Origin of the sequence: Hydrogenophaga flava NBRC 102514, from assembly GCF_001571145.1 — a bacterium.
In the GTDB taxonomy this organism is placed as follows: domain Bacteria; phylum Pseudomonadota; class Gammaproteobacteria; order Burkholderiales; family Burkholderiaceae_C; genus Hydrogenophaga; species Hydrogenophaga flava.
Genome location: NZ_BCTF01000009.1, coordinates 39,529 through 58,835 on the forward strand (window position 1 = coordinate 39,529; position 19,307 = coordinate 58,835).

24 protein-coding genes and 1 tRNA gene are annotated in these 19,307 nt (G+C 62.3%); 3 read left to right on the top strand and 22 right to left on the bottom strand.

Annotated features, from left to right (window positions below; all coding sequences use genetic code 11):
- Positions 1–10 precede the first annotated feature (10 nt).
- The 3 genes from argJ to HFL01S_RS09630 form a co-directional block, all read right to left on the bottom strand.
- Entirely contained in the window at positions 11–1,258 is a 1,248-nt protein-coding gene (gene argJ / locus HFL01S_RS09620; RefSeq protein ID WP_066257808.1) for a bifunctional glutamate N-acetyltransferase/amino-acid acetyltransferase ArgJ, read from the bottom strand.
- 26 nt (positions 1,259–1,284) lie between these two features.
- Positions 1,285–4,029, bottom strand: coding sequence for a preprotein translocase subunit SecA (gene secA, locus HFL01S_RS09625; protein ID WP_066257812.1), 2,745 nt, complete (start codon positions 4,027–4,029; stop codon positions 1,285–1,287).
- A 161-nt stretch (positions 4,030–4,190) separates the two neighbouring features.
- Complete coding sequence (locus tag HFL01S_RS09630; RefSeq protein WP_066257815.1) at positions 4,191–5,141, bottom strand: M23 family metallopeptidase; 951 nt, start codon at positions 5,139–5,141, stop codon at positions 4,191–4,193.
- Between HFL01S_RS09630 and HFL01S_RS24645 the strand changes: the two genes are divergently transcribed.
- Positions 5,091–5,513, top strand: coding sequence for a DciA family protein (locus HFL01S_RS24645; protein ID WP_245644770.1), 423 nt, complete (start codon positions 5,091–5,093; stop codon positions 5,511–5,513). The two genes, HFL01S_RS09630 and HFL01S_RS24645, sit on opposite strands and share 51 nt — an antisense overlap.
- A gap of 10 nt (positions 5,514–5,523) precedes the next feature.
- Here the strand turns inward: HFL01S_RS24645 and HFL01S_RS09635 are convergent.
- The 6 genes from HFL01S_RS09635 to petA form a co-directional block, all read right to left on the bottom strand.
- Positions 5,524–5,599 (bottom strand) — tRNA-Thr (locus HFL01S_RS09635).
- A gap of 14 nt (positions 5,600–5,613) precedes the next feature.
- Entirely contained in the window at positions 5,614–6,114 is a 501-nt protein-coding gene (locus HFL01S_RS09640; RefSeq protein WP_157538821.1) for a ClpXP protease specificity-enhancing factor, read from the bottom strand.
- A gap of 50 nt (positions 6,115–6,164) precedes the next feature.
- Positions 6,165–6,776, bottom strand: coding sequence for a glutathione S-transferase N-terminal domain-containing protein (locus tag HFL01S_RS09645; protein WP_066152914.1), 612 nt, complete (start codon positions 6,774–6,776; stop codon positions 6,165–6,167).
- Positions 6,777–6,893: 117 nt separating this feature from the next.
- The gene (locus HFL01S_RS09650) at positions 6,894–7,649 is read right to left on the bottom strand and encodes a cytochrome c1 (protein WP_066257816.1); all 756 of its coding nucleotides are present in this window, start codon (positions 7,647–7,649) and stop codon (positions 6,894–6,896) included.
- A gap of 23 nt (positions 7,650–7,672) precedes the next feature.
- Positions 7,673–9,109 (bottom strand): cytochrome b, encoded by a 1,437-nt coding sequence (locus tag HFL01S_RS09655; protein WP_066257817.1) that lies wholly within the window; start codon positions 9,107–9,109, stop codon positions 7,673–7,675.
- Positions 9,110–9,148: 39 nt separating this feature from the next.
- Entirely contained in the window at positions 9,149–9,757 is a 609-nt protein-coding gene (gene petA, locus HFL01S_RS09660; protein WP_066257820.1) for a ubiquinol-cytochrome c reductase iron-sulfur subunit, read from the bottom strand.
- Positions 9,758–9,992: 235 nt separating this feature from the next.
- Between petA and mscL the strand changes: the two genes are divergently transcribed.
- Positions 9,993–10,406: a large conductance mechanosensitive channel protein MscL gene (mscL, locus tag HFL01S_RS09665; RefSeq protein ID WP_066257821.1), complete on the top strand. Its 414-nt coding sequence runs from the start codon at positions 9,993–9,995 to the stop codon at positions 10,404–10,406.
- A gap of 52 nt (positions 10,407–10,458) precedes the next feature.
- On the opposite strand, the gene pdxA is transcribed toward mscL, so the two are convergent.
- From pdxA to HFL01S_RS24650, 3 genes are all read right to left on the bottom strand, one after another.
- Positions 10,459–11,466: a 4-hydroxythreonine-4-phosphate dehydrogenase PdxA gene (pdxA, locus tag HFL01S_RS09670; protein ID WP_066257822.1), complete on the bottom strand. Its 1,008-nt coding sequence runs from the start codon at positions 11,464–11,466 to the stop codon at positions 10,459–10,461.
- A gap of 58 nt (positions 11,467–11,524) precedes the next feature.
- The gene (locus tag HFL01S_RS09675; RefSeq protein WP_066257995.1) at positions 11,525–12,310 is read right to left on the bottom strand and encodes a Nif3-like dinuclear metal center hexameric protein; all 786 of its coding nucleotides are present in this window, start codon (positions 12,308–12,310) and stop codon (positions 11,525–11,527) included.
- A 98-nt stretch (positions 12,311–12,408) separates the two neighbouring features.
- Entirely contained in the window at positions 12,409–12,558 is a 150-nt protein-coding gene (locus HFL01S_RS24650; protein WP_079366775.1) for a DUF3149 domain-containing protein, read from the bottom strand.
- Between the two features lie 175 nt (positions 12,559–12,733).
- Between HFL01S_RS24650 and HFL01S_RS09680 the strand changes: the two genes are divergently transcribed.
- Positions 12,734–13,879 (top strand): trypsin-like peptidase domain-containing protein, encoded by a 1,146-nt coding sequence (locus HFL01S_RS09680; RefSeq protein ID WP_066257823.1) that lies wholly within the window; start codon positions 12,734–12,736, stop codon positions 13,877–13,879.
- Here the strand turns inward: HFL01S_RS09680 and tatC are convergent, their stop codons facing one another.
- The 10 genes from tatC to hisH all read right to left on the bottom strand — a co-directional run bounded on the left by tatC (position 13,880) and on the right by hisH (position 19,301).
- On the bottom strand, positions 13,880–14,674 hold the full coding sequence (gene tatC / locus HFL01S_RS09685; RefSeq protein WP_066257826.1) for a twin-arginine translocase subunit TatC: 795 nt from the start codon (positions 14,672–14,674) through the stop codon (positions 13,880–13,882).
- Positions 14,674–15,174 (bottom strand): Sec-independent protein translocase subunit TatA/TatB, encoded by a 501-nt coding sequence (locus HFL01S_RS09690; RefSeq protein ID WP_066257827.1) that lies wholly within the window; start codon positions 15,172–15,174, stop codon positions 14,674–14,676. Before HFL01S_RS09690 ends, tatC begins: the two co-directional genes overlap by 1 nt.
- A gap of 59 nt (positions 15,175–15,233) precedes the next feature.
- Positions 15,234–15,470, bottom strand: coding sequence for a Sec-independent protein translocase subunit TatA (gene tatA, locus HFL01S_RS09695; RefSeq protein WP_066257828.1), 237 nt, complete (start codon positions 15,468–15,470; stop codon positions 15,234–15,236).
- A gap of 72 nt (positions 15,471–15,542) precedes the next feature.
- Complete coding sequence (locus tag HFL01S_RS09700; protein WP_066257830.1) at positions 15,543–15,905, bottom strand: histidine triad nucleotide-binding protein; 363 nt, start codon at positions 15,903–15,905, stop codon at positions 15,543–15,545.
- A 16-nt stretch (positions 15,906–15,921) separates the two neighbouring features.
- Positions 15,922–16,311: a DUF4870 family protein gene (locus tag HFL01S_RS09705; protein WP_066257832.1), complete on the bottom strand. Its 390-nt coding sequence runs from the start codon at positions 16,309–16,311 to the stop codon at positions 15,922–15,924.
- Positions 16,312–16,322: 11 nt separating this feature from the next.
- Positions 16,323–16,694: a phosphoribosyl-ATP diphosphatase gene (locus HFL01S_RS09710; RefSeq protein ID WP_066257834.1), complete on the bottom strand. Its 372-nt coding sequence runs from the start codon at positions 16,692–16,694 to the stop codon at positions 16,323–16,325.
- Positions 16,695–16,699: 5 nt separating this feature from the next.
- Positions 16,700–17,089 (bottom strand): phosphoribosyl-AMP cyclohydrolase, encoded by a 390-nt coding sequence (gene hisI / locus HFL01S_RS09715; RefSeq protein WP_066257835.1) that lies wholly within the window; start codon positions 17,087–17,089, stop codon positions 16,700–16,702.
- Positions 17,089–17,868, bottom strand: a complete 780-nt coding sequence (gene hisF / locus HFL01S_RS09720) for an imidazole glycerol phosphate synthase subunit HisF (RefSeq protein WP_066257837.1) — start codon at positions 17,866–17,868, stop codon at positions 17,089–17,091. Before hisF ends, hisI begins: the two co-directional genes overlap by 1 nt.
- A gap of 6 nt (positions 17,869–17,874) precedes the next feature.
- A complete protein-coding gene (hisA, locus tag HFL01S_RS09725; RefSeq protein WP_066257839.1) occupies positions 17,875–18,615 on the bottom strand; it encodes a 1-(5-phosphoribosyl)-5-[(5-phosphoribosylamino)methylideneamino]imidazole-4-carboxamide isomerase in 741 nt (246 codons plus the stop codon).
- Between the two features lie 23 nt (positions 18,616–18,638).
- Positions 18,639–19,301, bottom strand: coding sequence for an imidazole glycerol phosphate synthase subunit HisH (gene hisH / locus HFL01S_RS09730; protein ID WP_066257841.1), 663 nt, complete (start codon positions 19,299–19,301; stop codon positions 18,639–18,641).
- Positions 19,302–19,307: the final 6 nt, after the last annotated feature.

The window sequence follows — 19,307 nt, forward strand, 5'->3', positions numbered from 1 at the left end:
CGACCTTGCGTCACGACCGGTAGTCGGCGTTGATGGTCACGTAGTCGTGGCTGAAGTCGCAGGTCCAGACCGTTTCGGTGGCGTTTCCGCGCCCCAGTGCTATGCGCACCAGGATCTCGGCGGCCTTCATGACGCGCTGCCCGTCTTCTTCTCGATAGTCGGGGTTGCGACCACCCGCCTTGACGACATGCACATCCCCCAGATGCAATTCAATCTTGGAAGCGTCGAGATCGGCGATGCCGGCGTAACCTACGGCAGCGAGAATCCGCCCGAGGTTGGGGTCGCTGGCAAAAAAAGCCGTCTTGACCAGCGGCGAGTGGGCCACGGCGTAGGCTGCCTTCAGACATTCCTCGCTGGTGGCTCCGCCTTCCACCCGCACCGTGATGAACTTGGTGGCGCCCTCACCGTCGCGCACGATGGCATGAGCCAGGAACTGGGCCACTTCGGTCATGGCCGCCAGCAGGGCCTGGCCGTCGGCACTGGCGAGGTCGGTCACGACCGGATTGCCGGCCTTGCCCGTGGCCACCACAACAAAGGAGTCGTTGGTCGATGTGTCGCCATCGACCGTGACGCGGTTGAAGGAACCGTCGGCCAGCCGTTTGGCCAGCGCCGGCATCAGCGCGGGCGCCACCGCTGCGTCGGTGGCCACATACCCCAGCATGGTCGCCATGTTCGGGCGGATCATGCCCGCACCTTTGGCGATGCCGCTCACGGTCACGGTCTTGCCCCCCACCACCGCCTGGCGGCTGATCGCCTTGGGAAGCGTGTCGGTGGTCATGATGCCCTCGGCCGCCTTGAGCCATTGAGCACCAGTGGCACCGGCGGCACTGCCGGCGTCGGACAGAGCCGCGGGCAATCCGACGAGCAGCCGTTCCAGCGGCAGGGGCTCCATGATCACGCCGGTCGAGAACGGCAACACCTGTTCGTGCTGCACCCCCAGGGCCAACGCCAGTGCATTCGTGGTCTGCCGTGCATTCTGCAAACCCGGCTCGCCCGTACCGGCGTTGGCGTTGCCCGTGTTGATCACCATGGCCCGGATGCCCTGCCCTGCAGCGAGGTGGTCCCGGCACACCTGCACGGGCGCCGCCGCGTAGCGGTTCTGCGTGAACACAGCCCCGACGACGCTGCCCTCATCCAGCAGGAAAACAGTCAGGTCCTTGCGGTTCGCCTTGCGAATGCCAGCTTCGGCCACGCCGATGCGAACACCCGCAACGGGCAGCAGGTCCTGGGCTTGGGGAGCGATGTAGTTCACAGCCATGGCATCAGATTCCGGTCAAGAGGGCATCAGGTCAGCGCGCCGTGGCAGTGCTTGTACTTCTTACCGCTGCCGCAGGGGCAAGGGTCGTTGCGTCCCACACGCGGCATCTCGGCCACCGCTGTTGCTGGGTCGATGACGCTCTCGGCTTCACCGGTTTCGGTCGGCGCGGTGTAGGTCACGTTGGCGATCTGTTCGGCGCTGGCCTCCATCTGCTCGGTGGCTTCGGAGATCTGCTCGGCCGACTGCACGCGCACGTTCATCAGGATGCGGGTCACATCGTTCTTCACACTGTCGAGCAACTGCCCGAACAGCTGGAAGGCCTCCCGCTTGTACTCCTGCTTGGGCTGCTTCTGGGCGTACCCCCGCAGGTGGATGCCCTGCCGCAGGTAGTCGAGCGCGGACAGATGATCCCGCCACTGGCTGTCGATGGTCTGCAGGAGCACCATGCGCTCGAATTGGGTGAAATTCTCATCACCGACCAGCGCCACCTTGTCTTCGAACACCTGCTTGGCGGCTTTCTGAACGCGCTCAACGATGTCGTTGACCTCGACCGACTCGGACTCGGACACCCAGCCGGAAACCGGCAGGTCCACCGACCACTCCTCGCGCAACACACGCTCGAGGCCAGGCAAGTCCCACTGTTCTTCCACACTGCCCTCGGGCACGAACTGGTGCACCAGGTCCGTCATGCAACCCTCACGCAACGCGTCGATCTGGGCCCGCAGGCTCTGCGCATCCAGGATGTCGTTGCGCTGCTGGTAGATCACCTTGCGCTGGTCGTTCGACACGTCGTCGTACTCCAGCAGCTGTTTGCGGATGTCGAAGTTGCGGGCCTCGACCTTGCGCTGGGCACTTTCGATGCTACGCGTGACGATACCGGCCTCGATGGCCTCGCCTTCGGGCATCTTCAGCCGGTCCATGATCGCCCGCACCTTCTCACCAGCGAAGATACGCATCAGCGAGTCGTCCAGGCTCAGGTAGAAGCGGGACGAACCCGGGTCGCCCTGGCGGCCCGAACGGCCTCGCAACTGGTTGTCAATGCGGCGGCTTTCATGGCGCTCGGTCGCGATGATGCGCAGTCCACCGAGCGACTTCACCTTCTCGTGGTCCGACTGCCACTGATCGCGCAGCGACTGAACGCGCTGAGCCTTGCTACCCTCGTCCAGCGACTCGTCGGCCTCGACCGCAGCGACCATCTTTTCCAGATTGCCACCGAGCACGATGTCGGTGCCGCGGCCCGCCATGTTGGTGGCAATGGTGATGGCACCCGGGCGCCCCGCCTGCACGATGATGTCCGCTTCGCGGGCGTGCTGCTTGGCGTTGAGCACCTCGTGCGGCAGCTTTTCAGCGATCAGCAGACTGGAGATGATTTCCGAGTTCTCGATCGAGGACGTGCCCACCAGCACCGGCTGCCCACGCTCGTGGCACTCGCGGATGTCCTGGATCGCTGCGACGTACTTTTCCTTGGTGGTCTTGTACACACGGTCGAGCTGATCGACGCGCTGGCTGGGCCGGTTGGGCGGGATCACCACCGTCTCCAGACCATAGATTTCCTGGAATTCGTAGGCCTCCGTGTCGGCGGTACCGGTCATGCCCGACAACTTGCCGTACAGACGGAAGTAGTTCTGGAAGGTGATCGATGCCAGCGTCTGGTTCTCGGGCTGGATCGCCACACCTTCCTTGGCCTCCACCGCCTGGTGAAGGCCATCGCTCCAGCGGCGACCGGACATCAGGCGGCCGGTGAATTCGTCCACGATGACGATCTCATCGTTCTGCACCACGTAGTGCTGGTCGCGGTGGTAGAGATGGTGGGCCTTGAGCGACGTCACCAGGTGGTGCATCAGCGCGATATTGGCCGGGTCGTACAGCGACGCGCCTTCCGGCAGCAGCCCCGCCTGGCTGAGCAGGCGCTCGGCATTCTCGTGCCCCTGCTCGGTCATGTGAATGGAATGCGCCTTCTCGTCGACAGTGAAGTCGCCCGGCTTGATCACGCCCTCGCCGGTGCGAGGGTCGGCCTCGCCCTCCTGACGGGTCAGGTGCGGCACAAGTTGCTTGATCGCGGTGTAGACCGGTGTCTGGTCCTCGGCCTGGCCGCTGATGATCAACGGCGTGCGTGCCTCGTCGATCAGGATGGAATCCACCTCGTCGACGATCGCAAAGTTCAGTCCTCGCTGCACGCGGTCCTTGGCCTCATGCACCATGTTGTCACGCAAGTAGTCGAAGCCGTACTCGTTGTTGGTGCCGTAAGTGATGTCGGAACCGTACGCGGCCTGCTTGTCCTCACGCGGGGCCTGGGGCAGGTTGATGCCAACCGACAGCCCGAGAAAGTTGTACAGCCGACCCATCCACTGGGCATCGCGGCTCGCAAGGTAGTCGTTCACAGTCACGACGTGTACGCCTTTGCCCGACAGCGCATTGAGGTACACCGGCAGCGTGGCGGTCAGTGTCTTACCTTCACCCGTGCGCATCTCGGCAATCTTGCCGGAGTGCAGCGCGATGCCACCCACCAGCTGCACATCGAAATGGCGCATCTTCATCACGCGCTTGCTGGCCTCACGCACCACGGCAAATGCCTCGGGAAGGATCGCATCCAGGGTGGCCCCGTCGGCCAAGCGGCGCTTGAAGACCTCCGTCTGCGCCTTCAACTCATCGTCGCTGAGCTTCTCGAACTGCGGCTCCAGGCTGTTGATGCGTTCCACCGTTTTGCGGTAGGTCTTGAGCAGACGGTCGTTGCGACTACCGAACAGTTTGGTGAGGAAATTTGTGGCCATAGGTGCGGACCGGCAACGGGCATGCAAATGCCAGGCAGGCGAAATGATCGAACAACTCCTGCCAGCCGGATTGGCTTGCACGGGCACGCGGAAGGTGCCGGCAAACGCTGCTGTTTCAAGAGCAAAGCTGCAATTTTACCCGGCGGTTTCGGTGACCCCGATCAGGGCCTCCGCGGGTTGCCCGGGACCAGCTGGGCCGCCGCGAGCGTCTCTCCTGCGGCCAGGAACCGGGAGGGGTCCTGCGGTACACCCGACACCCACACCTCGAAGTGCAGATGCGGACCCGTCGACCGTCCAGTGGAGCCCACCTCGGCAATGACCTGACCACGCTTGACAATGTCCCCCTTCTTGACCAGCACCCGTGAAGCATGGGCGTAGCGGGTGATCAGGTCGTTGCCATGATCCACTTCGACCATGTTGCCGTAGGCAGGATGCACATCCTGAACCACCACCACGCCACCAGCGGCAGCCAAGATGGGCGTTCCGGTGTCTGCGGGAAAATCCAGGCCCGTGTGCAGCGCTGAACGACCAGTGATGGGATCAATTCGAAACCCAAACGGAGAGCCGATACGGCCACCCGCCACCGGCTCTTCCGTCGGAACAAGCGTGCGCTGTATCTTCTGGTCGAACAGTCGCGACTCGATCACTGTCAACCAGTCCACACCGGCGCCACTGACCCTGTCCAGCTGGTTCATTGCAGACATCAGCTCGGGCAGCGTGATGTCCCGCCCGGACACCAAAGCCCCACCCGATCCCGGCTGCACCTTGAACTCTTCAGGCTTGAGCCCTGCGAGTCCGGCCACGCGCTCCCCCAGCGACTCGATCTGGAGCATGCGGGCCTGCATTTCGCCGAGCTTGCGCGCCATGGCGTCCAGGTTCTCTCGCATGTACAGCTCTTTGGAGTCGACATCACCCTGAGTCACCAGACGAGCCACCGACTCGAAGCCAGGCCACCCCTGACGCACTCCTTGCAGGAACACCCAGTGGTATGCGGCCACAGAACCCAGCATGACCACTACCGACAACAGAATGCCGGAAAGGGCTAGCTTGAGACCGCTCAGATGGAGCGCCTGGCTCTTGGCCAACCAAGCATCCGTGATAATGATGTGCACTGTCAGACCACCTCTTTCAACGGCAGCAAAGCGTTGCCAAGCCTGCTAAGCATGACCACCGCCTCCCGGTACAACAGACGCGTGTTCAGCCTCGAGCAGGCTGTTGGCGAAGAGCCCACTCTGGCACTACTGCAAGAACGCATTCACGCTTCCCGGAACTGCCTGGAAGCGGTCACGGCACTGATACCTGCGCCGCTGCGTTCACAGGTTCAGCCTGGCCCACTGGAGAACGGCGAATGGTGTCTGCTGGTCAGCAGCGCCGCCGCGTCAACCAAACTTCGCCAACTCCTGCCGTCCATGCGGCAGCGTCTGGCGCAAAACGACATGGAGATTACCTCCATTCGTCTGAAAATCCAAACACCAAGGCGCTGAAGTCTTTGGATGGTGCCGCTTGTCTGACTCGAACAGACGACCTATCGCTTACAAGGCGAGTGCTCTACCAACTGAGCTAAAGCGGCTTCGGGGGAAAATTCTACTTGACGCGCTTGAGTTGGGGCCGACCGCCACTGCGACCTGATCCATCCGGCGGAGGCTCCGCTCCGCCCTCTTCAGCTCCGGCCGGCACCGGAACCGATCGTAGGGAAGACACGCGGTCCGACGCAGCCTGATCACCAGACTCCGGCGTCATCTGCACGGGTTCCTCGTTGGCCGTTTGCAGCTCATCCGGAGGGGGAAATGCCATACCCTGCCCGTTCTCTCGCGCGTAAATAGCGATCACATGGGTTGTAGGCACCACCACGTCTCGTGGAACGCCACCGAACCGCGCCTTGAACTCGATGAACTCGTTGCCCAGGCACAAACCATTGGTCGCGTCAAAGCTCACGTTGAGCACGATCTCGCTGTTGCGGACGTACTCCATCGGCACATTCACCGCCCCATCCACACGCACGGCGATATGGGGCGAGTACCCGTTGTCGGTGCACCACTCGTGCAGGGCTCGTATGAGGTAGGGACGGGTGGACGTTGGTTCCATGTCGTCACGAATCATCGCTGAAGGCTCGCGTCAGGTGAGGCAAGACCTCATCACTTGCGCATGACCTTCTCGGACGGTGTCAGCGCCTCAATGTAGGCTGGACGAGAAAAAATCCGCTCGGCGTATTTCAGCAGAGGTGCCGCGTTCTTGCTCAGCTCAATGCCATAGAAATCCAGGCGCCAGAGCAAAGGGGCAATCGCCACGTCCAGCATCGAGAAGTTGTCACCCAGCATGAACTTGTTCTTAAGGAACACCGGTGCAAGCTGGGTCAGACGGTCGCGAATGTGGGCGCGCGCCTTTTCGAGCGCCTTCTCGTTGCCCTTGCTGCTTCGGGATTCCAGCACGGACACGTGAGTGAACAGTTCCTTTTCGAAGTTGAGAAGGAACAGACGAACCCGAGCGCGATCAACCGGGTCTCCGGGCATCAGCTGCGGATGTGGGAACCGTTCGTCGATGTACTCATTGATGATGTTCGACTCATACAGGATCAGGTCCCGCTCCACCAGGATTGGCACCTGGCCATACGGATTCATGACACTGATGTCTTCTGGCTTGTTGTAGAGGTCCACATCGCGGATCTCGAAATCCATACCCTTCTCGAACAGGACGAAGCGGCAGCGGTGGGAATAGGGGCAGGTGGTGCCCGAGTACAAGACCATCATGTGGGAGTCTCCTAAGACAAAACAGTGGTTTGCTGGCCCGCGAACCCGCAGAACCGCAAACCACTGCAAATTTCATGGGTGACCCCGATACGGCATCGGGGCCCCTGCATGCTCGATTTACTTGACGTCTTTCCAGAACGAAGCGTTCAGTCGCCAAGCCACGATGGTAAATGCCGCCAGGAACAGAAGCACCCAGACGCCAATGCGCACCCGGCTGTTCTGCGCCGGCTCGGCCATCCACTGCAGGTAGGCCACCAGGTCACCAACATTTTGGTCGTACTGCTCTTGCGACATGGTGCCAGCCTTGCCGGACTCCCAGCTCTTGAACAGCTCGACTTGCTGACCGTGGCTCTCGTGTTTTTCGAAAACCGGCTTGCGCTCGCCTTGCAGCTCCCACAGCGGATGCGGCATTCCGATGTTGGGGAAGACCAGGTTGTTCCAGCCCGTGGGCTTGGTTTCATCACGGTAGTAGCTGCGCAGAAGGGTGTAGATGTAGTCGGCACCGGTGCCAGCCCCGCTGGAACGCGAGCGTGCCACCAGGGTCAGGTCGGGCGGGTTGGCGCCGAACCAAGCCTTCGCCTGCTTGGGATCGATGGCCGCCTTCATGGTGTCACCGATCTTGTCGGTCGTGAAGGTCAGATTTTCTGCAATCTGCTTGTCGGTCAGGCCAATATCGCGCAGGCGGTTGTAGCGCATGAACGAGGCCGAATGGCAGCTCAGGCAGTAGTTGACGAACAGCTTGGCTCCGTTTTGCAGCGCAGCCATGTCGTTGGTACGGGCTGGCGCTTTGTCCAGCGGAAAGCCGGATCCGGCTGCCATGGCTGCCCCACTCAGACCGAAGGCCAGCATAAGGCCCAGAAACATCTTTTTCATGTTGGTGATTCTCCGGATCGCACTCAGTGGGGCTTGAAGGTGACGCGGCTGGGCACTTGCTTGAACTCGCCCAGGCGACTCCACCACGGCATCAGAAGGAAGAAGCCGAAGTAGAACAGCGTGCCAACCTGAGAAACACGCTCACCCACGGGGGACGGAGGCTGCACGCCCAGGTACCCCAGGATGAGGAAGTTGATCACGAAGACGGTGTAGAGCCACTTGTTCCAGCTCGGACGGTAGCGGATCGACTTGACCGGGCTGTTGTCCAGCCAGGGCAGGAAGAACAGGATGATCACGGCACCGCCCATGGTCACGACACCCCAGAACTTGGCATCGATGGCCAGCATAAGTACCACGGTCACAGCCGCGGCACCGAGCAGCACCACCTTGAACATCGCTGCAAGCTTGGACTTGAACACAGCGAACAGGGCTGCAGCCAGCACGCAGGCGATCAGCGCATACATCATCTCGCTGGTGATGGCGCGCAGCATCGAATAGAAGGGCGTGAAATACCAGACCGGCGCGATGTGCAGCGGCGTGACCAGCGGGTCCGCAGGGATGAAGTTGTTGAACTCCAGGAAGTAGCCGCCGAACTCTGGCGCGAAGAATACGATGGCCGAGAACACCATCAGGAACATCGAGACACCAAAGATGTCGTGCACCGTGTAGTACGGATGAAACGGAACACCGTCGGCGGGAGCGGACACCGACCAACGATTGCCCTTGGGACCCGCCTTGATTTCCACACCGTCGGGGTTGTTCGAACCCACATCATGCAGCGCCATCAAGTGGGCCACCACAAGGCCCAGTAGCACCAGCGGCACGGCGATCACGTGGAAGCTGAAGAAGCGGTTGAGGGTGGCATCACCAACCACGTAGTCGCCGCGGATCAGCAGCGCCAAGTCAGGGCCCACAAACGGAATGGCAGAGAACAGGTTCACGATCACCTGCGCACCCCAGTAGGACATTTGACCCCACGGCAGCAGGTAGCCCATGAAGGCCTCAGCCATCAGCACCAGGAAGATGCCGCAGCCGAACAGCCATACCAGCTCGCGCGGCTTGCGGTAGGAGCCGTAGATCAGGCCGCGAAACATGTGCAGATACACCACAACAAAGAAGGCGGAAGCCCCCGTGGAGTGCATGTAACGGATCAGCCAACCCCATGGCACGTCGCGCATGATGTATTCGACCGAGGCAAAAGCCACCGGCACGCCAGCCGCATTGAGGTTGGCGTCGGGCTTGTAATGCATTACCAGGAAGATGCCCGTGACGATCTGGATCACCAGCACGAGCATTGCCAGCGAGCCGAAGATGTACCACCAGTTGAAGTTCTTCGGCGCGTAGTACTCGGCCATGTCGCGCTTGTAGATGTAGAAGGCGGACGGAATCCGGTTCTCGAACCAGTTCGTGACCTTCTGGACAACGGGCGCGTCGGGGGAAATTTCTTTGAATTCAGCCATGGATGCCTCTGTGGGGTCGTATTGCCTGCTGAAAGCAGGTCAGGCCTTTTTCTCTTCGCCGATCAACAGCGTGGTGTCGGACGTGTAGTAGTGCGGAGGCACTTCAAGGTTGTCCGGCGCCGGCTTGTTCTTGAACACGCGGCCTGCAAGGTCGAACGTCGAGCCATGGCAGGCACAGAGGAAACCACCCACCCAATCATCGGGCAGCGAGGGCTGGGGGCCAGGCGTGAACTTGTCGCCAGGCGAACACCCCAGGTGCGTGCAGATACCCACACCAACGAACACATCCGGCTTGATTGAACGATGACGGTTTTTGGCGTATTCGGGAGTCGGGTAAGCCTTGCGTTCGGAAGTGGGGTCGGCCAGCTGAGGCTCGACCTTCTCGAGAGCCGCCAGCTGCTCAGGACTGCGACGCATGATCCACACGGGTTTGCCGCGCCATTCGACCACGCGCTTCTCACCGGGCTGCAAGGTGGTGATGTCCACTTCGACCGCGGCACCCGCTGCCTTTGCACGCTCGGACGGCTGAAAACTACTGACAAAGGGAACGGCGACGGCTGCTGCTCCCACGCCACCCATGGCGGCGGAGGTGATCAGCCAGGTACGGCGGCTGTTGTCCACAGACGCAGCGACGGTTGCTTCACTCATGGGGATCTTTCAAGGAAGTTCAAGACGTGGCCCACTAGGGTCAACCCTGCATTGTACCGGAGCGTTACAAGCCAACTTTTCACTGATCAGACACGACAGGCCAACCACCTTGCGGGCATCAAGCCTCTTTGTCTGCGTCAGGAACGGGTAATACAAATGTGTTCTGTGCGAGAATGAATTTTCCTGGTCCAAAGGGCCATTGTTTTGTAGAACGTCCATTGAAGGAGCCCATCGAATGGCCATGTTGCAAGAGTTCAAAGAATTCGCCGTCAAAGGCAACGTCATGGATCTGGCTGTGGGCGTGATCATTGGCGGCGCCTTCGGAAAGATCGTGGACTCGATCGTGGGCGACCTGATCATGCCCGTCATCAGCAAGGTATTCGGAGGCCTCGACTTCTCCAACTACTACATCGCCCTAGCGGGCCAGGCCGCAGGCCTTCCGCTGGCAGAGGCAAAAAAGGCTGGGGCGGTGCTTGCCTATGGCAACTTCATCACCATCGCGCTGAACTTTGTGATCCTGGCGTTCATCATTTTCATGATGGTCAAGCAGATGAACCGCCTGCGCAAAGAGGCACCTCCAGCGCCACCGGCGCCGACGCCGGAGGAAGTGGTTCTGCTGAGGGAAATCAGGGACAGCCTGCGCAAGTGAGCCATCCGCCGCCGGGTCGGCCGACAACCACAACCCAAGGCATCCGCAGCCGCTAAGACTGGCTCAAGCGGCTCATCCAGATAGCCGCATCCACCGCCGCCAGCAGGCTTGTGGCACTCGCCCTTCCGGTGCCAGCCAGATCGAAGGCGGTGCCATGGTCTGGGCTGGTGCGAACCATGGGCAAACCCAGTGTGGTGTTGACACCATGCTCCAGGCCGAGGAACTTGACTGGGATCAGCCCCTGGTCGTGGTACATCGCCACCACCACATCGAACTCACCTTGGCGGGCCCGCATGAACACGGTGTCGGGCGCGTGCGGGCCGCTGACCTTCAATCCATCGGCACAGGCACGATCCACAACCGGCCGCAGGATCTCGACTTCTTCCCGACCAAACAGGCCCCCCTCGCCTGCATGAGGATTCAGTCCTGCGACGGCGATGCGGATGTCCGGCATGCCGCAGCGGCGATAGTGCGCCGCGGTGATGCGGATGGTGTCCATCACGCGTTCGGCGGTGACGGCCTCGAGCGCCTGCCGCAGCGACACGTGGATGCTTACCAGCACCGTGGCCAGCCCCGGAGCACTGAGCATCATCCGCACCGGCATCTCGCTCACAGGCACACCCGCATGCTCAGCGGCCAGGGCTTGCAGGAACTCTGTGTGCCCCGGGTGCGGCAGTCCTGCGGCGGCCAGAGACTCTTTGTGCACGGGTGCAGTGACCAGTGCCCTCGCCTGGCCCGTCAGCACCCACCGTGCGGCAACAGCAATGCTGTCAGCTGCGGCACGGCCGGCCTCGGCACTGATCCGGCCCCATGAAACCAAGGGGCCTGGCGCGCAGGCCTGTATCAATGCAAGCCCTGGGCGAGAAGCATGAGCCCACTCCCCGGGGCCATCGAGCACCACCACGTCCAGCGCCCCCCGCCCGAACTGCGGCTGGACCACATCCGCTGCGCGCCGCAGGGTGGCCTCGTCACCGGCCACCACTACCTGCCCGTGGAGATCGGGGCGTTCCAGAAGGGCACGGACCACAATCTCGGGCCCTATCCCGGCGGGGTCTCCCATGGTGACCACAAGCGGGCGGTGACGCCCGGGACTCTCGAAAACAGGAGTGGTCACAGTGTCACGCCGGGTTGGGAATGTCGATGAACTGATGCTCAATGCCGAGGAGCTCCGCCACGTGAGCTGCCACTGCTGGCGCGCCGTAGCGTTCCGACGCGTGATGACCGCAGGCGATATAGGCCACACCGGCCTCCCGCGCGTAGTGCGTCTGCGGCTCCGATATCTCACCCGTGATGAACACGTCGGCGCCAGCGGCGATGGCCGCCTCGAAATAGCCTTGGGCACCACCCGTGCAGATCGCCACGCGCTCCACACGGCGCCCCGGATCGCCGACCAGCAGCGCGGCGCGCCCCAAGGAACTCTCGATGTCCTTGAGCAGTTCGGCCGCCGGCGCAGGCGGGCGCAACCCCAGAAAGCCCAGCGACTGATCGCCAAAACGCCCTTCCCCAGCATCCAGCACATGGACACCGATACGGCGTGCCAGCTGCGCGTTGTTGCCCAGCTCGGCATGTGCATCCAGCGGCAGGTGATACGCCAGCAGGTTGATGTCGTGCGACAGCAGGCGCGCCAGACGCTGCTTCATCCAGCCCGTCACACGCCCGTCCTGGCCACGCCAGAACAGTCCGTGGTGCACGAACAGGGCGTCCGCTCCGGCGTCGATGGCCGCGTCGATGAACGCAAGGCTGGCGGTCACACCGCTGACCAGCTTGTGCACGCGCACTCGGCCCTCCACCTGCAGACCGTTGGGTCCGTAGTCCTTGAAAAGCGCAGGCTGCAGAAGGCGGTCGCAGGCTGCGAGCAGATCGTCGCGCAGGACGCCTTGACCAGGGAATGAATCGGGTGGCATGGAGGCGGTGATATCAGAACCGGCCACCAGGGACATCCTGGCGCCAGCGTTCTATTCTGTCACCGCCCAACCGGGGACGCGGCCTCTAGAGGCGCTGCTCAGCCGCGCTTGCGCTCGGCCCGCTCGGACTCCACCATTTTGCGGTTGAAGAACCGGTAGAACCAGATCGCCATGCCGATCATGAAAGCGATGCCTGCGATGCTGAAAAGGCCATAGTCGGTGGAAAAAAGATCTGCAATGGCTTTCATCGTGTGCTCCAGTCCTCTGTGACAACAGGCAGCCATTGCATCCCCAAGCCATGCGGTCCGCATTGACTTGCATCAATCAGCTTGAACCGGCGAGCCGTGTGGTCGTATACGTGACAATGTCAGCAGGGATGCCGCGAAACGCTCCAGAGCTCCCGTTCCTTTTGCACCCGTCATCATGAAACGCATCTGGCTTCTTTTCGCCCAAACCGTCACTGTCGCGGTGGCCGTCCTCTTTGTCGTGGGTACGCTCAAACCCCACTGGCTGGACCGCCGCAATGTGCTGCCTGCGGTGGTGCCAGTGATTGAATCGCCCGGAACCCTCTCTGTCGAACCATCGGCCACTGGCTTCAGGGAGGCTGCCAAGCGGGCATCCCCTGCGGTCGTGAGCATCAACACCAGCAAGGCACCTGACCAGGCCCAGATGGTCGACCCCTGGTTCCGGTTCTTTTTCGGGGAGCAGGGGCAGGGGCAACCCCAAGCCGGCCTGGGTTCGGGCGTGATCGTGAGTGAAGCGGGTTACATCCTGACCAACAACCACGTGATCGAAGAAGCGGACCAGATCGAGGTGGTGCTCAACGATGGACGCCGAAGCACCGCCCAGGTCATCGGCACCGACCCGGAAACCGATCTGGCCATCCTGAAGATCAATCTCGGTGGCCTGCCCGTGATCACCCTGGGCAATTCCGAGGCGCTGTTCATTGGCGACCAGGTGCTGGCCATTGGCAACCCCTTCGGAGTTGGTCAGACCGTGACCAGCGGCATCGTCAGTGCCCTGGGACGCACCCAGCTGGGCATCAACACGTTCGAGAATTTCATCCAGACCGATGCGGCCATCAACCCGGGCAATTCGGGCGGTGCGCTGGTGGACATCCACGGACACCTGATGGGCATCAACACCGCGATCTATTCCCGTTCGGGTGGATCGATGGGCATCGGATTTGCCATCCCTACCTCCACCGCACGCAGCGTGATGGACGCCATCGTGCGCGATGGCAAGGTCACCCGAGGTTGGATTGGTGTGGAACCTCAGGATCTGACCCCTGAGCTGGCCGAGAGCTTCTCGATACCCTCAGGCACGGGCGTCATCATCACCGGCGTGCTGCAGAACGGTCCGGCCGCCCAGGCTGGCATCCGTCCTGGCGATGTGGTGACCCAGGTGGGAGACACACCGGTCAGCAACGTGTCCCAGTTGCTGTCTGCCGTGGCAGCTCTCGCTCCGGGCGTGCCCTCCAGTCTGGAGATCGTCAGGAAGGACGGAAAACAGCGCATCCAGATCACGCCGGGCAAGCGCAACCTGCCCAGGCCCCAGCCCAGCCGCTGATCAGGACGCCGCGCCGTCTTTCACAGATTCGTCGGGGGCCTTGGTATTGCGCACAAACCACTGCGAGCCCCAGATGCCCAGTTCGTACAGCAGGCACATGGGCACCGCCAACGCGAGCTGTGAAATCACGTCTGGCGGGGTCACAACGGCGGCGACTACGAACGCCACCACGATGAAGTAACCCCGGAACTCCTTCAGCTGCTTGACGCTGACCATGTTCATCTTCACCAGCAGCACCACCACGATCGGCACCTGGAACGCCAGGCCAAAGGCGAGATAGAGCGACAGGATTGCTTCCACATAAGAGGCAATGTCGGGGGTGGCTGCCACGCTCTGGGGGGTGAACTGCTGGATGAAGCCGAACATCTTGTCCAGCACGAAAAACTGGACGAACGCAATGCCCACGTATGCCAGCAAGCTGCCTAGGATGATCAGAGGAACCGCAAACCGCTTCTCATGGCTGTACAGCCCCGGTGCTACAAACGCCCAGATCTGATACATCCACCAGGGCAGCGACAGCAGCAATGCCCCCATGGCAAGCACCTTCAGCGGCACAAAAAACGGCGAAAACACCCCCACGGCGATCAGCTTGGCATCGGGCGGCATGTGCGCCCGGATGGGCACCGCAATCAGATCAATCAGTCCGCTGGGACCGGGCCAGATGGCCAGCAAAGCCATGCAGACCCCCAGACCGGCGATGCCATAGAGCAGCCGGTCGCGCAGCTCCATGAGGTGCTGGACAAACGGCTGCTCTGAACCGGCGAGCTCGTCGGTGGATTTGTCAGGATCGGACATCAGCGGGAAGCGGAAGAGGGGCGCGGGCGGAATCGGGCCACGCGGGCCGCACCGGATTGGGCACGCGTACGCACGCCCGTGCGGGCCTTGTACCACTGGGGCATCGCTTTCTGTTTGATGCGCCAGTTCTTCCGGGGGTGCTTATAAGACGGGAAGCTGTCGGTCCCAAGCCGGGACAGAGCTTCCGAGGTGTCGGAGGAAAACGCCGATCCATCCAGACCGGAGGTGGCTTCGGACCACGACTTTTCGAAATCGCCGGCACCGGAGGCGACCGACGACTCCACGTCGCGCGCCGCCGTCTCCACCGACTCTTTCATTTTCTTGAGCTCTTCGAGCTCCATGGAACGGCCGACTTCCGCCTTCACGTCGGCCACGTAGCGCTGGGCCTTGCCCAACAGCGTCCCGACCGTGCGAGCCACACGCGGGAGCTTCGCGGGGCCGATGACGATGAGCGCCACCGCACCGATCAGCGCAAGCTTGGAGATACCGAGATCAATCATGGATCGGTGTGCGGCAGAAAGTCACATACGGCGCACCAATGGGCGTGCACCGTAGTGACTCAGCTCTTTTGCTTGGCTTCGACGTCGATGGTGGTCTTTTCGCTGCGGCCATCCTGACCGACCTGAGCAGCCGGGGTTGCATCAGCGGTCGTCTGGCCACCGTCCTTCATGCCGTCCTTGAAGCCTTTGACGGCGCCACCGAGGTCGGAGCCGATGTTCTTCAGCTTCTTGGTGCCGAACACCATCACCACGATCAGCAACACGATCAGCCAATGCCAAATCGAGAAAGAGCCCATGAGTATCTCCAGAAACGTTGTGTGAATGCGCGACTGGCGCCAATGCTGGGATTCTACGACCCCGGGTTTGGTTCAGCCGCGCGCCCAGGGACGAGGACCGCCCATCACATGCCAGTGCAGATGCTGAACCTCCTGGCCACCTTCGATGCCGGTGTTGCACACCATGCGAAAGCCACCCTCAGGATACGGATTGCAGCCCTGCTCCAGAGCCAGCTTCGGCGCCAGCACCATCAGACGCCCCATCCAGGCCTCATCAGCGGGCGCCAAATGCGCCATTGAGGCGATGTGCCGCTTGGGAATCAGCAGGAAATGCACCGGCGCCCAAGGATGGATGTCGTGAAACGCGTACAGCTCCTCGTCCTCGTACACCTTCCGGGACGGGATCTGGCCGGCAACGATCTTGCAGAAAATGCAGTTGGGGTCTTGATCACTCATGGAGTTTCGTGCGGCTTCAGGAAGGCATTGCCTGGCCGGCGTTCATGCGCACCATGCCCCGGACAATGCGGTAGAGGAACCAGATGGAGATGATGGCCCAGGCGATCATCCCGGGCACCAGCAACAGCAGCCACAGCGGCCAGGTGACGACATACAGGATGCCGGCCCAGATCACGGAGCGGATGCGCCAAGAAAAATGACTGGCCTGCCAGGTACCTTCGGCGTCGCCCTTTTTCACCAGATCAATGATCAGTGCCACCAACAGGATGCCGACGCCCACCTGCGCTCCTGGCAACACCGCCGCCACCGCCACGATCAGGTGCAGCAGGTAGCTGATCCAGCCGACCGTCTTGAGGGACTCGGCTTTTTCGCTGTCCACCGCCTTGACGTCGATGATGTCGCTCATGTCGGCTCCTTTCAGGATTTGGGTTCCGCCTCGCGCGCCACCGCCTTGCGCAGGGCTTTTTCTTCCAGGCCACTCAGCCCTTCGCGGCGCGCCAGCTCGGCGACCACATCGGAAGGCGCCCGGCCATAGTGGGCGAGCGCGATCATGCTGTGAAACCACAGATCGGCGACCTCGTTGACCAGCTTCTGCACGTCGCCACCATGGTCACAGTCCTTGGCGGCCATCACCGCCTCGGTGGCTTCTTCACCGATCTTCTTGAGGAAAGCGTCCGGGCCCTTGTACAGCAGTCGCGCGACGTAGCTCTTCTCGGGATCGCCGCCGTTGGCTGGCTTGCGGCTTTCAATGACTGCGGCCAGGCGCGCGAGCGAATCGGTGTCGGACATGGCTCTCACTTGTAAATCGATTCAGGGTCCTTGAGCACCGGATCGACCGGCACCCACTGCCCATTCTGGTGGCTCTGGAAGAAGCAGCTGTGGCGCCCGGTGTGGCAGGCGATGCCAGGCTCGTGGCCCAACTGCGTCACCTTGAGCAGCACCACGTCGTTGTCGCAGTCCAGGCGGATGTCGTGCACCGTCTGCACGTGACCCGACTCTTCGCCCTTGAACCAGAGCCTGTTGCGCGAACGGCTGAAGTACACCGCACGCCCCAGCTCCGCCGTCTTCTGCAGTGCATCCCGGTTCATCCAGGCGAACATCAACACGTCGCCGGAAGCGGCTTCCTGCGCAATAACAGGCACCAGCCCCTGAGCATCCCACTTGATGGCGTCGAGCCAGTCCATCACAACCTCACCGGAATACCGCGCTCGGCCATGCGCTGCTTGGCCTGGGCCACGGTGTATTCGCCGTAGTGGAAGATGCTGGCGGCCAACACCGCATCGGCGCCGCCCTGCTGCACGCCGTCGGCCAGGTGGTCGAGATTGCCCACTCCGCCCGAGGCAATGACGGGCACGCTGACCGCGTCGGCCACAGCACGGGTGAGTTCCAGGTCGAAGCCGCTCTTGGTACCGTCGCGGTCCATGCTGGTCAGCAGGATCTCGCCGGCGCCGTATTCGGCCATCTGCCGCGCCCAGGCCACCGCGTCCAGCCCGGTGTTCTTGCGGCCGCCGTGGCTGTACACATCCCAGCCTGCGCCGCGCGCGGCGAGATCATCGCCATGACGGCGCTTGGCGTCGATGGCGACCACGATGCACTGCGCGCCGTACTTGTCGGACGCGTCACGGATCACCTGCGGGTTGGCGATGGCCGCCGAATTGAAGCTGGTTTTGTCAGCACCGGCATTGAGCAGTCGGCGAACGTCTTCGACCGTGCGCACGCCGCCACCAACCGTGAGCGGGATGAACACCTGCGAAGCCACCGCCTCGATGATGTGCAGGATCAGATCACGTCCATCGCTGGTGGCGGTGATGTCGAGAAAGGTCAGTTCATCGGCGCCCTGCTCGTTGTAGCGGGCGGCAATTTCCACCGGGTCACCGGCGTCGCGCAGTTCCACGAAGTTGACGCCCTTGACCACGCGGCCACCGGTCACGTCCAGGCAGGGGATGATGCGTTTAGCCAGCATCGGGTTTCATCCGTTCAACTCGTCGGCCAGCGCCTGCGCCGCCTGGAAATCCAGATCGCCGCTGTAGATCGAGCGGCCGCAGATCACGCCCTCGACGCCCTCCTCCTCCACCGCACACAGCTTGCGGATGTCTTCGAGGTTGGACAGGCCGCCGGAGGCGATCACCGGAATCGACAGCGACTGCGCCAGCTTGACCGTCGCCTCGATGTTGATGCCACTGAGCATGCCGTCGCGGCCGATGTCGGTGTAGATGATGGACTCGACCCCGTAGTCCTCGAACTTCTTGCCCAGGTCCACCACCTCGTGACCGGTGAGCTTGCTCCAGCCGTCGGTGGCGACCTTGCCGTCCTTGGCGTCCAGGCCGACGATGATGTGACCGCCGAACGCGGTGCAGGCGTCCTGCAGGAAGCCAGGGTTCTTGACCGCGGCGGTGCCGATGATCACGTAGCGCAGGCCGGCATCCAGGTAACGCTCGATGGTGTCCAGATCGCGGATGCCACCGCCCAGCTGCACATCGACCTCGGCCCCCACCTCCTTGAGCACGGCGCGGATGGCCTGCTCATTCTTGGGCTTGCCCGCAAAGGCGCCGTTGAGGTCGACCAGGTGGATGCGACGCGCACCCTTGTCGACCCAGCTGCGGGCCATGGCCGCCGGGTCCTCGCCGAACACCGTGGTCTGGTCCATGTCCCCCTGCTTGAGGCGAACGCACTGGCCGTCTTTCATGTCAATGGCGGGAATCAGCAGCATGATGGTTGAAAAAGTGAGGGCACTCAGGGTTTCCAGGACAGGAAGTTCCGGTACAGCGCCAGGCCCTGATCGGCGCTTTTTTCCGGGTGAAACTGGGTCGCAAAAATGTTATCGCGCGCAATCGCCGACGCAAAGCGGCCGCCGAAATCGGTCTCGCCCACCACATGCGCCGGATCGGCGGGGCGTGCGTAGTAGCTGTGCACGAAGTAGTAGTAGGCGCCCTCGGCGATGTCGGACCACATGGGGTGTTCGGGACGGCCATCCAGGCGGTGGAATACCTGGTTCCAGCCCATCTGGGGCACCTTGAACCGGCTACCGTCCTCTTGCAGACGGTCGCCCAGGCGGAAACGCACCACCTCGCCGGGCATCAGGGCCAGCCCGTCGGTCGGACCTTCCTCACTGCGCTCAAGCAGCATCTGCATGCCGACGCAGACACCAAACAGCGGCTTGTGGGCGGCCGCGTGCAACACCGCTTCCTTCAACCCCGAAGAGGCCAGTTCGTTCATGCAATCGGCCATGTGACCCTGCCCGGGCAGCACCACACGGTCGGCATCGAACACGGCCTGTGCGTCGGAGGTGACGATCACGTCGATTCCGGAGCCGATGGCGGCGTGCATCACCGCCTGCGAGACGGAACGCAGGTTGCCGCTGCCGTAGTCCACCACGGCGACTGTCTTGGATTTCATCAGGAC